Source organism: Undibacterium sp. Jales W-56 (assembly GCF_025548535.1).
Lineage (GTDB): Bacteria > Pseudomonadota > Gammaproteobacteria > Burkholderiales > Burkholderiaceae_D > Undibacterium.
Map to the genome: position 1 here is coordinate 222,950 of NZ_JAJLQW010000001.1, position 15,280 is coordinate 238,229.

Here is a 15,280-nt window from a genome sequence, read left to right on the forward strand (position 1 = left end):
ATGACACAGCAAGCGCAAATCAAGGTTAACGCCGTCAACAAGATTTTTAAAACCGGCGACCGCGAGGTCGTTGCTTTAAAGGATATCAATCTGGAGATTCCGGAAGGCCAGTTCGTCTGCCTGCTCGGTCCATCGGGCTGCGGCAAATCGACCTTGCTCAATGCCGTCGCCGGTTTCTCGTTGCCGAGTTCCGGCGCCATCACGACGGATGGCAAGCTAGTCGCCGCACCGGGGCCGGATCGCGGCATGGTATTCCAGGAATATGCCTTGTTCCCCTGGATGACGGTCGAGCAAAACATCGCCTTCGGCCTGGAAATCAAAGGCAGCAGCAAGGCCGAGATACAGAAAAAAGTCGCTGACCTGCTCGGCATGCTGGGCTTAAGCGATTTCAAGAGCCGCTTCCCGAAAGATTTGTCCGGCGGCATGCGGCAACGGGTTGCGATTGCCCGCGTGCTGGCGCTGGATTCGCCTATCATGTTGATGGACGAGCCTTTCGGCGCACTCGATGCCTTGACCCGGCGCAACTTGCAGGATGAGTTATTGCGGATCTGGTCCGAGCTGAAGAAGACGATTATCTTCGTCACCCACAGTATTGAAGAAGCGATTTATCTGGCCGATCGCATTATCGTGATGACGTATCGCCCGGGCACGGTGAAGCGTGATCTGATCGTCGAGTTGCCGCGTTTGCGCGACCCCTCGTCGGCTGAATTCAATGCGTTGAAACGTGAATTGGGGCAATTGGTGATGGAAGAGCAGCAACGGCATCACACCGATGAATTGAAAATGGCTGCGGTGGATTAAACCCAGGCGGGTTTCGTCCTGGCTTTGCAGGATGACTATTTTTGCTGACTGAAAGATGAGACCTGCGCGATTTTCCTTCACCCGCCCGGCAACTGCGACCATTGCGCTGGTCGCGGCGCTGTTTGCATTGGCTGCCGTGCTGGTCTGTTCTGCCTATTGGTTCGCCGCTACATTCGCCAGAGAAGAATTGCAGCAGAGCGGCGACCGCCAGCTCAAGCTGATCTCGCTCGATCTTGAATCGGCACTCGAAAAATATGAAACCCTGCCTTACTCGGTCGCCTACCTGCCGCTGGCCGCGCAGTTATTGGCGCAACCGGATGACGCGCCACTGGTTACGGCATTGAATCTGGTGCTGCGCGACTTGCAGCGGCAAGCCAAGGTTGCGGCGATCTACCTGATGGATGCGCAGGGTAAGACGATTGCCGCCAGCAACTGGGACAGTCCGCAAACCTATATGGGACAGAATTTCAGTTTCCGCCCTTATTTCCGGCAGGCGATGACGGGGCAGGCCGGGCGCTTTTATGCGATTGGGAATACCACGAATATTCCTGGCTATTTCATAGCGCAAGCGGTGTATCCGGCGGGTGTGCGGCCGTTTTCCAAAGAGGCGTCAACGACCGGTGAAACGCCAGGATCGCCGATCGGCGTCATCGCCGTCAAAATCAGCCTGACCGAATTCGAGCAAGCCTGGCGAAGCAGCGAGGAGCCGATTGCTTTATCGGATCAGTACGGCGTGGTGTTTCTGAGCAACCGGCCCGACTGGCAATACCGGAGCTTGCGCCCACTTGATCCGGCGGTGCAGCAGTCGCTGGGGACGACTTTGCAATATGGCGGCAAACCGATAGTGCCGGTCAGCGCGCTGGACAAATCCGAACGGCTCGATTTTGGCACTTATGTCGCGCGACCGGTGGGGCGGCTGTCATGGCAGTTAATGTTATTTCCGCTGGAGGCGAAAATCCGGCTGGCGGGGATTAAAGCCGCTCTGGTCGCCTTGCTGTTATTGGTCTTGAGCGCAACCGCGGCAGCGGTCGTGTACCAGCGCCGCCAGCGTTTGCGCGAAGGTCTCCTGGCAAGACAAGCCTTGCAAAGTGCGGCCGATGAGCTGGAGTTGCGGATCGCGCAGCGAACCCGCGAGCTGACTCTCGCCAATCAACAATTGGCCGCTCAATACAGCAAGCTCAAAGACGCGGAAAACTTGCTGCGTTCGACCCAGGACGAGATGGTGCAGACCGGTAAGCTAGCGATGCTCGGGCAGATGGCGGCGGGCATGACGCATGAGCTGAATCAGCCGCTGACTGCGATCCGTGCTTTTGCCGACAATGCGGTGACCTATCTGGCGCGCGGCAATCTGCGGCAAGCCGGCGACAATCTCTCGCATATCGGCGCTGCCAGTGCCAGAATGGGCAGCATCATCGCGCAGTTAAAAGGCTTTGCCAGAAAAAGTCCTGAAGCGGTCGCCGTGGTCGATATGGCGCAGTCATTGCGGGCTGCCGCATTGCTGGTGCAAAGTGAATTTGACCGGCATGGCGTGCAGCTGGTTTTGTCGGATCAGGCGGGGATGCTGGTGCTGGGCGATGCGGTCAGGATAGAGCAAGTGCTGATCAACCTGATGCGCAATGCACTGGATGCGACCGTGCAAATGCAGGCCAGTGACAGCGCGCGACAAGTCAGCGTCGAGCTGGAAGCTGACGCGCAGTACGTCAGAATTCGCATCATCGATGCCGGCACCGGTTTGCCCGAGCATGTGATCGGGCATTTGTTCGAGCCGTTTTTTACGACCAAGCCGTCGGACCAGGGCTTGGGGCTCGGTCTGGCGATTTCATCGTCGATTGTGCAGGCCATGAACGGCAGCCTGAGCGCCTCGAATCGTCCTGGCGGCGGCGCTGAATTCGTGGTCAGCATTCCCCGCAGCACCGATAAGCCGGATACACTCGTTCTATAAGCGGAATCAAATTTACCGGCAATCGCAACGGCAAAAATAATATACTCCATACCAGTATTTTTTAAAGCCGCTCTCAAATATTGCCGGATTAATGATATTTGCTCGGTTTAATTGGGGAGTATATGAATTTAAGGCGGTGTCACCGTAGGTGGTCGGATCGTCGTTATCAGGAGAACGCGTTGGAAGCATTATTGATTGAGGATGAGCAGGCGGTCCGGCTGGCAACTGCTCAGACGCTGGAACTGGGTGGCTTCCGGGTGTATGCATATGCCAGCGCCGAGGCTGCGCAGGCGGCATTGCATAAAGGCTTTGCCGGTATCGTCGTCAGCGATGTGCGCCTGCCGGGACAATCCGGGTTGGAGCTGCTGGCGCAAGTGCTCGCGCTGGATCCTGATTTGCCCGTAATACTGATTACCGGGCATGGCGACGTCAGCATGGCGGTCGATGCCATGCGGGTGGGAGCTTACGACTTTATCGAAAAACCTTTTGCGTCAGAACGCTTGCTGGAAACCTGTCTGCGGGCCCAGGAAAAACGTAGACTGGTGATCGATAATCGCCATCTTAAACAACAACTCGCCAGCCAAAAATCGGTGCCGGATCTGCTCGGTCAGACGCCAGCCATCGAGCAAGTCCGTAAATTCATCCAGGCGATCGGCCCCAGTCCAGTCGATGTCCTGATCAATGGTGCGACCGGTTGCGGCAAGGAAGTCGTGGCGCGCCAACTGCATCTGGCCAGCGGACGCAGCGGCGAATTCGTCGCGATCAATTGCGGCGCCTTGCCGGAGGCGATGTTCGAGAGCGAGATTTTCGGACATGAGGCGGGCGCCTTTACCAGTGCGCAAAAACGTCGCATCGGCAAGCTCGAATATGCACAGGGCGGCACGGTGTTCCTCGATGAAATCGAGAGCATGCCGCTGGCGCTGCAAGTCAAACTATTGCGCGTGCTGCAAGAGCGTCGCCTGGAACGCCTCGGCGGCAATACCCAGATTACGCTCGACTGCCGCGTGATCGCTGCCAGCAAGGCGGATTTATTGCAGTTGAGCGAAGAGGGCAAATTCCGCGAGGATTTGTATTACCGCATCAGCGTGGTCAGCATTGATTTGCCGACGCTCAGGCAAAGGCGCGAGGATATTCCTTTGCTGTTGAAGCATTTCATTGACGCCGCAGCGCAGCGTTATCAAATGCCCGCAACCGCCTGGACCCCGGCCCAGATGGCCGAGTGGCAGCAGCGCGATTGGCCGGGCAATGTGCGTGAGCTGCGCAATTTCGCCGATAAATGGGTGCTCGGTGTCGCCGATCCGCATTTGCAATCAGCCTGCTCCGGCACCACAGTGTCCGATCGCTCCAGACCCGATACGGAGAGTTTGCCGAAGCGCGTCGATGACTATGAAGCCAGCCTGATTCAGCGGGCCTTGCAAAACCACGACGGTAATGTCGCGCTGGCCGCGGAACAACTCGGCATTCCGAAAAAAACCTTGTACGACAAAATTAAAAAATACCAGTTAACGGCACGCCCATCCTGAATTGACGATCATCCATTCCAGCTGGGATAGCGGCGGCCGCCGGCCTTGCCATCATCGGTCTTTGCAGAAACAAATCCCGGGCTACAGATGCGCCGACATGGTGTAAACTTAAGCCATGCAAACTTATCTTTCTTTCCTCGCAGCCGCCATCTATGTGCTTGGTAGCTTCGTCCCCAATCAGCGCCGCTTGCTTGAGTCTGGTGTTACCTGCACCGCATGGCTGGTACATGCGGCGGCTTTGTGCTTGACGATAGTGACGCCGGATGCCGTGCGGGTTGGTTTTGCGGTGATGCTGTCGGCCGCCTTGTGGGTGTCGGTGCTGGTGTATTGGCTGGAAAACCGCAATTTGCCGCTCGACGGCCTGAAGGTATTGCTGCTGCCGAATGCCGCATTGATGGCAATTTTGCCGGTGTTTTTCCCCGGCAGCTTGGTGACCCTGGCAGGTAAGACCGCCATGTTTCCCTGGCATGTAGGGATCGCCTTGCTGGCCTACAGCACCTTGACGATTGCTGCGTTTCATGCGGTGGTGATGATTTTACAGGATGCGCATTTGCATAAGCCAGCCCATCAAGCGCTGCCTGCATGGTTGAGCGCGGCCATCGAGCGCCTGCCAGCCTTGCTGACCATGGAAAAAATCTTGTTTCGCCTGATCGCCATCGGTTTCGTCTTGCTGAGCCTGACCGTGTTGTCCGGCGTGGTATTTTCTGAGCAGGTACTGGGGATTGCTTTCAAATGGGATCATAAGACCATCTTGTCACTGTTCTCCTGGGCCTTGTTCGGGGTTTTGCTGATCGGCCGTCAATGGCGCGGCTGGCGAGGCAAGACCGTCTTGAGTTTTACCCTGAGCGGATTTATTACTTTATTGCTGGCCTATGTCGGCAGCCGTTTTGTCCTTGAAGTGTTGTTGCACAGGAGCCTGTCGTGAAATTATTGATGTGGCTGCTGTTAGCCTTGCTCGTCGTCTTGGCAATTCGTAAAAAAAGCCAGCCGCAACAGCCCACCGCCGGTTCGGACGAACGTTCATCTGATCCCGGCAATGCCGGTCAGGCGCCGGCACAACAACCCGAGACCATGGTGTGCTGCGAAGTTTGCCAGCTTCATGTCCCGGCATCTGAGGCGGTGTATCGTGAGCAGCGCGTATATTGCAGTCCGGCGCATGCGGATCAACATGCATAGTCATCCGCGGCGCTATGTATTCCAGCTTGCCCGCTACGCGGTGACTGCGCATAACAAACTGCCATCATGAATAGCCAGGCTACTGTGCCGAGCGCGACTTTTTGGCGCTCTTTGCAAACCTTGAATGTGTCGCGTCTGGTGGTAGCGATTGTCTTGCTGGCCTATCTGAATTTGCGCAATGGCAAAGATTCCTGGCTCAGCGAACAGTTATTGCTCAGTGAAGCCTGTGTCGCTTACCTGATTATCGCCATCGCCTTCATCGTCCTGAAATTCCGTCATCGCAAGCATTTCAGGTGGCAACTGGCAGCGCAGATTGCACTCGATATCATCGTGATTTCCATCATGTATCTGGCATCGGGCGGCAACAAAAGCGGCTTGGCGATTCTCTATCTGTTCCCGCTGGCGGGCGTCGGCATCCTGGCGCCTTTATTATGGGGCTTGTCCTTTGCCGCGTTCGTCACGCTGTTTTTGCTAATGGAAAGCATCTACAGGATTTTGCAGCAAGAAGATGTCAGCCTGAGTTCCCAGGCCGGCTTATATGGCGCCGCCTATTTTGCCGTGGTGTATCTGGTTAACCGGCTGGCAAAAAACCTGATTCAGCAAGAAAACCTGGCGACAGAACGCGGTCAGGCACTGGCGATTCAGCAGGCGATTAACCGCCTGGTGATTGCGGATATGGGCGATGGCATTCTGGTGGTCGATCAGACCGAACATCTGGTTGAGATGAATCCTGCCGCCGAGCGCATGTTGGGTGCGTATCTCATGAAAGAGACCAGTTACAAGCGCCTGAGGGATATCCCGGCATTAATACCGATTGCCGAAGTGCTGTCGACCAGGAAGGGCGCCACTCTGAACACCACGATGATGAATACCGGGGTCATGCCGTGGGCGATGGAAGAGAATATTTCGTTTATTTCTATCCGCCATGCCGGCGATGCCACCTTCGACAGCAATTTGCCTGAAAATAATCTGCGCTCTGATTTTATGAGCCATCTTAAATTGCGCTTTATGGATGTGGACAGCACGGATATCGATGGTTCTGGACAAGATCAGGCGTCTTACACGATTATTTTTATGCAAGATGTATCCGACATCGAGAATCAGGCACAGCAATTGAAGCTGGCCTCAATGGGACGACTGACTGCGAGTATTGCGCATGAAGTCAGAAATCCCCTGTCCTCGATTTCTTACGCCGCATCCTTGTTGAATGAAGACATCAGCAATCCGTCGCAAACCCAGAGGTTGTTGAAAATTGTCGATGATAACGTGGCACGCCTGAACCAGTTAATCGAGGATATTTTAAAACTGTCACGTAAGGCGCAAGCCGATACCAAGCCATTTTCTTTATTGCCGATGGTCATGGAAATTGTCCAGGATTTTGTCGAAACGCGCGGACTCAGTCGTGATCTGATCTATGTGGACGGTACCATTACTTTTCCCGTGGTATTCGATGTCGGCCATTTACGCGAGGTCATCGTCAATCTTTTATCGAATGCAACACGCTATGCCAGCGGCGCAGCCGGCAGCATCAAGCTATTTGCCCAGACCAGCACCATGCACAGGCTGGAATTGCACATACAAGACGATGGGCCGGGAATCGGCGCCGAAGTGCGTTCGCATTTATTCGAGCCTTTTTATACCACCTCGAGCAAGGGAACCGGGCTGGGTTTGTACATGGCGCGTGAATTATGTTTGAATAATCATGCTTTACTCGATTACGAATACCATACGGATGATCCGACCACGATGTTCGGTGAATCGAGAGGCCGTTTTGTGATTAATTTTTCTTTGACTGAGTCATCTGCCCATGAACACTAAAGACCTGCCAAGCAGTCCGCGCATTCTGGTGGTGGATGATGAGGCGCATTTACGTGAACTGCTGGAAATTACGCTTATCAAGATGGGGCTGGATGTCGATAGCGCAGAAACCTTAGGGGTGGCGCGCCAATTCTTGGCAAAAACAACCTATTCGCTGGTGCTGACGGACATGCGTTTACCGGACGGTTCCGGCATGGAACTGGTGCACGAAGTCGGGCTGCATTATAAAAACACACCGATCGCCGTGATCACCGCGTTTGGCAGTGCCGACAATGCCGTGGTGGCCTTGAAGGCCGGTGCCTTTGATTATGTCTCTAAACCGGTAGCGCTGGATCAACTGCGCAAGCTGGTTCGCTCGGCCTTGCAAACCAGCGAAGCACAGAGCAAGCAAAATGTAGAAGCGGCGCACATAGAAAAAATCACGGCCTCCTCATTGATCGGGCAGTCCGAAGGCATACGCCATGTGCGGGCTCAGATCAGCCGCCTGGCGCGCAGTATGGCGCCGGTGATCATTACCGGCGAATCGGGCAGCGGTAAAGAACTTGCCGCCCGTGAAATCCACATTAACAGTGCACGTGCCGAAAAAGCCTTTATCGCGGTCAACTGCGGTGCGATTCCCGAGGCTTTGATGGAAGCCGAGTTTTTTGGTTATCGTAAAGGCGCATTTACCGGTGCCAATGATGATCGTGACGGATTTTTCCAGGCTGCCAGCGGCGGCACCCTGATGCTCGATGAGGTGGCGGATCTGCCATTGGCGATGCAGGTCAAGTTGTTAAGGGCGATACAGGAACGCCGGGTGCGCAAGGTCGGCGCCACTACCGAAGAACCGGTCGATGTCCGTATCATCAGCGCGACCCACCAGAACCTGGCGAATTGCGTCACCTCAGGAAAATTCCGTCAGGATTTATATTACCGCCTGAATGTGATCGAGCTGCATCTGCCGCCCCTGCGCGAACGTTTGACCGATATCGGTGAATTGTCTCAGGGAATTTTGCTCCGGCTGACCGCATCGGCGCAGACCAATCCCGACCGCTGCACTACCTTATTGTCGGACGACGCGCTGCAGGCGCTGGCCGGGTATGACTTCCCCGGTAATGTACGTGAATTGGAAAATATCCTTGAGCGTGCGCTGGCTTTCGCTAATGACGGATGTATCGAAGTCAGTGACCTGGCGCTGCGTCCGGCCAATAAATCGGTCAGCGCAGCGGGTTCTAATTTTGCTCCCGGCCCTGATCTGGAGCCCGTTAGCGCGGCAATGCCGCTGGCATCCTTGCATGCCGGCTTCTCTTCAGAGCAAGTGAGGCATTCTCCGTTGCCGGAGGCGGTTAAGGCAGATGCGGCTTTGGGCTCGCCGGAATTCAATACGGATATATCGATTTTTACTGAACCGGAACTGCCCTGTTCTTTGCCCGATTATCTGGAGCGCATAGAAAAAGAAGTGATACGCCGCGCCCTGATTAAAACCCGGAATAACCGTACGCAAGCCGCGGAATTGTTGGGCGTCAGCTTCCGCCAGTTGCGCTATCAGATACAAAAACTCAAGATTCATGAGCCGGAATAAGCCAGCCTCAAGCACTGTACCTGCTGCCTACACCATCGATGCCGGCGGCAACTGTCTTCAGGCCGTGCAAAGGCCTTCGCCGAATTATGACCGGCGTCCCGACGGCACCGGGATTTCGCTGCTGGTCATTCATAACATCAGCTTGCCGGCAGGGCAGTTCGGCGGCTCCGCAATTGCTGATTTATTTCTGAATCAACTAGACTTTGCTGCTCATCCCGACTTCATCTCTTTGCAGGGGGTGCGTGTCTCCACTCACTTTTTAATACGGCGCGATGGGCAGCTGTTGCAATTTGTGCCAGCCGGGTTGCGTGCCTGGCATGCCGGCGTCTCTTCATTTCAGGGGCGATCAGCGTGCAATGATTTTTCGGTCGGTATCGAATTGGAAGGTACCGATCAACAGGCTTTTGAGAAGGCGCAATATCAAGCCTTATACCGATTGACCTTGGCATTGATTCAGCGTTACCCGATACAGCACATCGTCGGACATCAAGATATCGCACCCGGTCGCAAGACCGATCCCGGTCCGCATTTTGACTGGAAACAATATAAAAAATTGCTCACTCAGGCTGCCCAACAGGCGTCCATGTTAGTACCCACTCATGCGCTACCCAGCTTTCCTTTCATGCTTTGATTTTGTCAATCAACAAAGCCGGCAAGAAAAATAAAAAATAGTCTCTTTTCAATAAAAAAAGCGATTGCGTATCTGTCGGCGCGGCACTAGAATTAGTGCAAATCAAATCTTGTGCACTACATGTAGTGGTTTGATTCCGGTTTTTCGCCATGTTCTGTTTTTGAATCTGGTCTCGTTTTAATCAGGTAAACGATTTAAAAAACAGGGACTTGGCTCAGACTTCCGATCTGAACTATGCAGTGCGCAACAAGTGAAAAAGATTTCCGGCAGCGCTACGCTCACTGGAAATCGAGTAAGTAATTAGTCAAGTTAATCGATCAATGTAGTCGACCAAGCTAATCAATCAAGTCTCAACCCATGCTGACCCCGGAGGCCAAATGCACTCTTCTCTAGAAACATCGACACCAAGCACTGCTGATCTGTCTGCTCTGCAGTCACAATCAGCTCACCATGCGCCAGTTGCACCAACTGCGGCCTACGGTGAGTACCGCATCATCCGGCGTAACGGTGCCGTGGTTGGTTTTGAGCCCTCCAAAATTGCGATCGCGGTGACTAAGGCTTTCCTGGCAGTGAACGGTGGCCAGGGTGCGGCATCGGCCCGTATCCGTGAGCTGGTCGAGCAATTGACCTCCAGTGTGGTAGCTGCTCTGGTGCGCAGGCAGCCAACGGGCGGTACGTTTCATATAGAAGATATCCAGGATCAGGTGGAGCTGGCATTGATGCGTTCCGGCGAGCATGATGTGGCCCGCGCCTATGTTTTGTACCGCGCCAAGCGTCAGGAAGAGCGCCGCCTGCAATCGGAATCGCAACAGTCCTCGAATGCCGCTATCGTTACGCAACAAATCCACGTCGTCGTTGATGGTCAGCGTGTGGTGCTCGATATTGCCCAAGTCCGCAACCTGATCACGGCGGCTTGCGTCGGCCTGGATAAACTGGCCGATCCGGAAGCGATTCTGTCCGAAACCTTGAAAAACCTGTACGACGGCGTGCCGGTTGAAGAGTTGCATAAGTCGGCGATCCTGGCCGCCCGTGCCTTGATGGAAAAAGAACCGGCCTACAGCCAGGTTACGGCACGCCTCTTATTGCATACAGTCCGCAAAGAAGTGTTCGGTAAGGAAGTCGCGCAGCAAGATGCGGCCGCAGAATATGTCGATTACTTCCCTAAATTTATCAAGAAGGGCATCGAGGCCGACTTGCTGGATGCCAAGCTCGGCCAGTTCGATTTGAAAAAGCTCGCCAATGCGCTGGTTGCCGACCGTGATCTGCAATTCGGTTACATCGGCTTGCAAACCCTGTACGACCGCTACTTCCTGCATGTGCGCGGTACCCGTATTGAAATGCCGCAAGCGTTTTATATGCGGGTCGCGATGGGTCTGGCGATTAGCGAGATTGACCGCGAAGCCCGCGCCATCGAGTTCTACAACTTGCTGTCCAGCTTTGACTTCATGAGTTCGACACCGACTTTGTTCAATTCCGGTACCCAGCGGTCACAACTGTCGTCCTGCTACCTGACTACCGTGGCCGATGATCTCGACGGCATTTATGAAGCGATCAAGGAAAATGCCTTGCTGGCGAAATACGCCGGCGGTCTGGGTAATGACTGGACGCCGGTGCGCTCGCTCGGTGCGCATATCAAAGGCACTAACGGTAAATCCCAGGGCGTGGTGCCGTTCCTGAAAGTCGTCAACGACACAGCGGTCGCGGTGAATCAAGGCGGTAAGCGTAAAGGTGCAGTCTGCGCTTATCTCGAAACCTGGCACATGGACATCGAAGAGTTCCTCGATCTGCGCAAGAACACCGGCGACGACCGCCGCCGTACCCACGACATGAATACCGCCAACTGGATTCCCGACCTGTTCATGAAGCGCGTCATGGAAAAGGGCGACTGGACGTTGTTCTCGCCATCCGATGTGCCCGATCTGCATGACAAATTCGGTAAAGCATTTGAGCAGGCTTACACAGCATACGAAGCAAAAGCCGCCAGCGGCGAGCTCGAATTGTCGAAAAAAATCCCGGCGCTCGACCTGTGGCGCAAGATGTTATCTATGCTGTTTGAAACCGGTCATCCTTGGATTACCTTTAAAGATCCTTGCAATATCCGTTCACCGCAGCAACATGTCGGCGTCGTTCACTCGTCGAATTTGTGCACAGAGATCACGCTCAATACCAACGACAGCGAGATCGCGGTTTGCAATCTGGGTTCGGTCAACATGCCGGCGCACATGAAAGACGGCAAGCTGGATCACATCAAGTTACAAAAAACTATCCGTACAGCGATGCGCATGCTGGATAACGTGATCGACATCAACTATTATGCAGTCAAGAAAGCACGCGACTCGAATCTGCGTCATCGCCCGGTCGGTCTCGGCATCATGGGTTTCCAGGATTGCCTGCACATGATGCGCATACCTTATGCATCGATGGACGCGGTCCAGTTTGCCGATACCTCGATGGAAGCGGTCTGTTATTACGCTTACCTGGCCTCGACAGAATTGGCCGAAGAGCGCGGCCGTTATAGTTCTTATCGCGGTTCTTTGTGGGATCGCGGCATCCTGCCGCAAGACTCGCTGAAGTTATTGGCCGAAGAGCGCGGCGGTTATCTGGAAGCCGACTTCTCCGAAACCATGGATTGGACAGTGATCCGTGACCGAATCAAGCAATACGGTATGCGCAATTCGAATTGCGTCGCGATTGCGCCTACGGCAACGATCTCTAATATTATCGGTGTGGCTGCCTGCATCGAACCGACTTACCAAAATCTGTACGTGAAATCGAATCTGTCGGGCGAATTCACTGAAATCAACGAACATCTGGTACGTGATCTGAAGGCGCGCGGTTTGTGGGATGAAGTCATGATCTCTGATCTCAAATACTTCGACGGTAGCCTGGCCAAGATCGACCGCATCCCGGAAGATCTGCGTGAACTGTATGCGACTGCATTTGAAATCAGCCCATCCTGGCTGGTCGAAGCGGCCTCCCGTCGTCAGAAATGGATAGATCAGGCGCAGTCACTGAACATTTACATGGCGGGTGCTTCCGGTAAAAAGCTCGATGAGACTTACAAACTGGCCTGGTTGCGTGGCTTGAAAACCACTTACTACCTGCGCACGATAGGTGCGACGCACACAGAGAAGTCCACCAGCAAAACCGGTGCGCTGAATGCGGTAGCGGTAGACGGCGGTAACGGCGGCTATTCAGCCGGTCCGGAAACGCCAGCGACCGCAACGCCGGAGGCGGACGGCGCCGCATGCTACCTGCGTCCTGGCGATGCCGGTTTCGAAGAATGCGAAGCTTGTCAGTAAGCCTGCCAGCGGGTTTGGCAGTGAGCGGATGACTAAAAACAGAGCGGGAAAAGCCGGGTGCTACACCGGACTCTTCCCCTACTCGCACAGAACGATCTATTTAATAAGTAAGGAATAAGCAAATGCTTTCTTGGGATGATGAAGTCGCGCCAGCACCAGCTGCGCCAGCCGGATCGCCAAAATCGGTTCAACCACCGGATCATGTGCAAGCCGGTCTGAGTTTGCGCACGCAAGAGATTGCGCTGAATCCAGCCGTGGTCGCAAAACCGGTTGCGGCAGCCCCGGAAGATATCGCCCGCCGAGTGAATGCCGCCGACAAGCGCATCATCAACGGCCAGACCGACGTCAACCAGTTGGTGCCGTTCAAATACAAATGGGCCTGGGATAAATATCTGGCCGGTTGCGCGAACCACTGGATGCCGCAAGAGATCAACATGCAGCGCGATATTGAATTATGGAAAAGTCCCAACGGCCTGACCGAAGACGAGCGTCGCTTGGTCAAACGCAATCTGGGTTTCTTCGTGACGGCCGATTCACTGGCAGCCAACAATATCGTACTCGGCACCTATCGCCACATTACTGCGCCGGAATGCCGCCAGTACCTGTTGCGCCAGGCATTTGAAGAGGCAATTCACACTCATGCTTATCAATACATCGTTGAGTCTTTGGGACTGGATGAAGCGGAAATCTTCAATGCCTACAATGAAATTGAATCGATCCGCGACAAAGATCAATTCCTGATTCCGTTTATCAACGCGCTGACGGATCCCGAGTTTAAGACCGGCACGATGGAAACGGATCAGACATTATTGAAGTCATTGATCGTGTTTGCATGTCTGATGGAAGGTCTGTTTTTCTATGTCGGCTTCACACAAATTCTGGCATTGGGCCGGCAAAATAAAATGATGGGCGCCGCTGAACAGTATCAATACATCTTGCGCGATGAATCGATGCACTGCAATTTCGGAATCGATTTGATCAACACAATCAAGATGGAAAATCCGCATTTGTGGACCGCGACATTTAGAGATGAAATTAAATCGTTGTTTTTGCGTGCGGTGGAGTTGGAATATCGCTACGCAGAGGATACAATGCCGCGTGGAGTGCTTGGTTTGAATGCGCCGATGTTCAAAGGTTATTTACGATTTATCGCAAATCGCCGCGCGCAACAAATCGGACTTGATACTTTGTTCCCGCAGGAAGAAAATCCTTTTCCGTGGATGAGCGAAATGATCGACCTGAAAAAAGAACGCAACTTTTTTGAAACCCGTGTGATTGAGTATCAAACTGGCGGTGCCCTGAATTGGGAATAAAACGCCGCAGCATTCAGATACATCTGGATGTCGACTCAAATTCACATGATGTGAAAAACGCGAGAGGCCTCACCAAACTGAATGGACAGTCATAGACCGAATCGATCTACTCTGTTTATGCCGCGACACCACGCAAGTGTTGCGGCTTTCGGTTTTGGAAAAACTCTCGACACACAAGATACCGACGCCGGCATTATTTAATGCGGGCGTTTTTTTTGGCTGATTGACTCTGGATGATGCCGTATCCGACGCAGGGCATGCGTTGATCGGCTCGAAGTCAAACTGCCATATGGCTAAAGTGCTGCATCAGAAGAGGAGATGCAGCAGTTTAGCCGGTGCCAAATTCATTAGCGCAACCAACAGTTTGTTTGCGCCCATGAATAATCCGCTCGCTTCAAGGCGTCATTGAGCGGATTTAATTGATCAATTTTTTCCATCAAATGAAGGAGAAACAAAATGGCAACAGCACCAAAACCACCAGAGGCAAAGAAAGCCGCTGCAAAAAAAACTGTAGCGAAAGCAGCAGCCAAGCCAGCGGCGAAACCTGCAGTGAAAAAAGCGGCAGCAAAACCAGCGGCTAAAAAAGCAGTAGCCAAGCCAGCGGCGAAACCTGCAGCGAAAAAAGCGGCAGCAAAACCAGCGGCTAAAAAAGCAGTAGCTAAGCCAGCGGCAAAACCTGCAGCGAAAAAAGCGGCAGCAAAACCAGTAGCTAAAAAAGCAGTAGCTAAGCCAGCGGCAAAACCTGCAGCGAAAAAAGCAGCAGCAAAACCAGTGGCTAAAAAAGCAGTAGCTAAGCCAGCGGCAAAACCTGCAGCGAAAAAAGCAGCAGCAAAACCAGTGGCTAAAAAAGCAGTAGCTAAGCCAGCGGCGAAACCTGCAGCGAAAAAAGCAGTGGCAAAACCAGCGGCTAAAAAAGCAGTAGCTAAGCCAGCGGCAAAACCTGCGGCGAAAAAAGCGGCAGCCAAGCCAGCAGCTAAACCAGCGGTGAAAAAAGCAGCAGCCAAGCCAGCAGCGAAACCTGCTGTAAAAAAAGTAGCAGCTAAGCCAGCGGCCAAGCCTGCCGCAAAACCTGCGGCGAAAAAAGCAGCAGCTAAGCCAGCGGCGAAAGCAGCTGTTAAGCCTGCTACACCAGATGCCAAAACCGTGGTAAGTCCAACAGCAGCTTGGCCTTTCCCGACAGGCACACGTCCAGCTTAATTCAGATAGCTTGGAC

General features: G+C 53.8%; 11 protein-coding genes. All 11 read left to right on the plus strand.

Going from position 1 to position 15,280, the window contains the following annotated elements:
* The 11 genes from LPB67_RS01040 to LPB67_RS01090 all read left to right on the plus strand — a co-directional run bounded on the left by LPB67_RS01040 (window position 1) and on the right by LPB67_RS01090 (window position 15,264).
* Window positions 1-801, plus strand: coding sequence for an ABC transporter ATP-binding protein (locus tag LPB67_RS01040; protein WP_262835208.1), 801 nt, complete (start codon window positions 1-3; stop codon window positions 799-801).
* A 55-nt stretch (window positions 802-856) separates the two neighbouring features.
* Window positions 857-2,743 (plus strand): ATP-binding protein, encoded by a 1,887-nt coding sequence (locus LPB67_RS01045; protein WP_262835209.1) that lies wholly within the window; start codon window positions 857-859, stop codon window positions 2,741-2,743.
* Between the two features lie 122 nt (window positions 2,744-2,865).
* Window positions 2,866-4,266 (plus strand): sigma-54-dependent transcriptional regulator, encoded by a 1,401-nt coding sequence (locus LPB67_RS01050; protein ID WP_410482685.1) that lies wholly within the window; start codon window positions 2,866-2,868, stop codon window positions 4,264-4,266.
* 115 nt (window positions 4,267-4,381) lie between these two features.
* Window positions 4,382-5,191: an inner membrane protein YpjD gene (locus LPB67_RS01055; protein ID WP_262835211.1), complete on the plus strand. Its 810-nt coding sequence runs from the start codon at window positions 4,382-4,384 to the stop codon at window positions 5,189-5,191.
* Window positions 5,188-5,442: a PP0621 family protein gene (locus LPB67_RS01060; RefSeq protein WP_262835212.1), complete on the plus strand. Its 255-nt coding sequence runs from the start codon at window positions 5,188-5,190 to the stop codon at window positions 5,440-5,442. Before LPB67_RS01055 ends, LPB67_RS01060 begins: the two co-directional genes overlap by 4 nt.
* Window positions 5,443-5,508: 66 nt before the next feature.
* Window positions 5,509-7,260, plus strand: coding sequence for a two-component system sensor histidine kinase NtrB (locus LPB67_RS01065; protein ID WP_262835213.1), 1,752 nt, complete (start codon window positions 5,509-5,511; stop codon window positions 7,258-7,260).
* Window positions 7,250-8,821: a sigma-54-dependent transcriptional regulator gene (locus LPB67_RS01070; protein ID WP_262835214.1), complete on the plus strand. Its 1,572-nt coding sequence runs from the start codon at window positions 7,250-7,252 to the stop codon at window positions 8,819-8,821. The genes LPB67_RS01065 and LPB67_RS01070 overlap by 11 nt, the downstream gene beginning before the upstream one ends.
* The gene (gene ampD, locus LPB67_RS01075) at window positions 8,808-9,452 is read left to right on the plus strand and encodes a 1,6-anhydro-N-acetylmuramyl-L-alanine amidase AmpD (protein ID WP_262835215.1); all 645 of its coding nucleotides are present in this window, start codon (window positions 8,808-8,810) and stop codon (window positions 9,450-9,452) included. Before LPB67_RS01070 ends, ampD begins: the two co-directional genes overlap by 14 nt.
* A 377-nt stretch (window positions 9,453-9,829) precedes the next feature.
* On the plus strand, window positions 9,830-12,754 hold the full coding sequence (locus LPB67_RS01080; protein WP_262835216.1) for a ribonucleoside-diphosphate reductase subunit alpha: 2,925 nt from the start codon (window positions 9,830-9,832) through the stop codon (window positions 12,752-12,754).
* 122 nt (window positions 12,755-12,876) lie between these two features.
* A complete protein-coding gene (locus LPB67_RS01085) occupies window positions 12,877-14,067 on the plus strand; it encodes a ribonucleotide-diphosphate reductase subunit beta (RefSeq protein WP_262835217.1) in 1,191 nt (396 codons plus the stop codon).
* Window positions 14,068-14,523: 456 nt separating this feature from the next.
* The gene (locus LPB67_RS01090; RefSeq protein ID WP_262835218.1) at window positions 14,524-15,264 is read left to right on the plus strand and encodes a histone; all 741 of its coding nucleotides are present in this window, start codon (window positions 14,524-14,526) and stop codon (window positions 15,262-15,264) included.
* The last annotated feature ends 16 nt before the right edge of the window (window positions 15,265-15,280 follow it).

Bases quoted from the DNA above. Each gene is read 5' to 3' on its own strand.
- LPB67_RS01040 (WP_262835208.1), top strand. From the start codon at position 1: ATGACACAGCAAGCGCAAATCAAGGTTAACGCCGTCAACAAGATTTTT.
- LPB67_RS01045 (WP_262835209.1), top strand. From the start codon at position 857: ATGAGACCTGCGCGATTTTCCTTCACCCGCCCGGCAACTGCGACCATT.
- LPB67_RS01050 (WP_410482685.1), top strand. From the start codon at position 2,866: ATGAATTTAAGGCGGTGTCACCGTAGGTGGTCGGATCGTCGTTATCAG.
- LPB67_RS01055 (WP_262835211.1), top strand. From the start codon at position 4,382: ATGCAAACTTATCTTTCTTTCCTCGCAGCCGCCATCTATGTGCTTGGT.
- LPB67_RS01065 (WP_262835213.1), top strand. From the start codon at position 5,509: ATGAATAGCCAGGCTACTGTGCCGAGCGCGACTTTTTGGCGCTCTTTG.
- LPB67_RS01070 (WP_262835214.1), top strand. From the start codon at position 7,250: ATGAACACTAAAGACCTGCCAAGCAGTCCGCGCATTCTGGTGGTGGAT.
- ampD (WP_262835215.1), top strand. From the start codon at position 8,808: ATGAGCCGGAATAAGCCAGCCTCAAGCACTGTACCTGCTGCCTACACC.
- LPB67_RS01080 (WP_262835216.1), top strand. From the start codon at position 9,830: ATGCACTCTTCTCTAGAAACATCGACACCAAGCACTGCTGATCTGTCT.
- LPB67_RS01085 (WP_262835217.1), top strand. From the start codon at position 12,877: ATGCTTTCTTGGGATGATGAAGTCGCGCCAGCACCAGCTGCGCCAGCC.
- LPB67_RS01090 (WP_262835218.1), top strand. From the start codon at position 14,524: ATGGCAACAGCACCAAAACCACCAGAGGCAAAGAAAGCCGCTGCAAAA.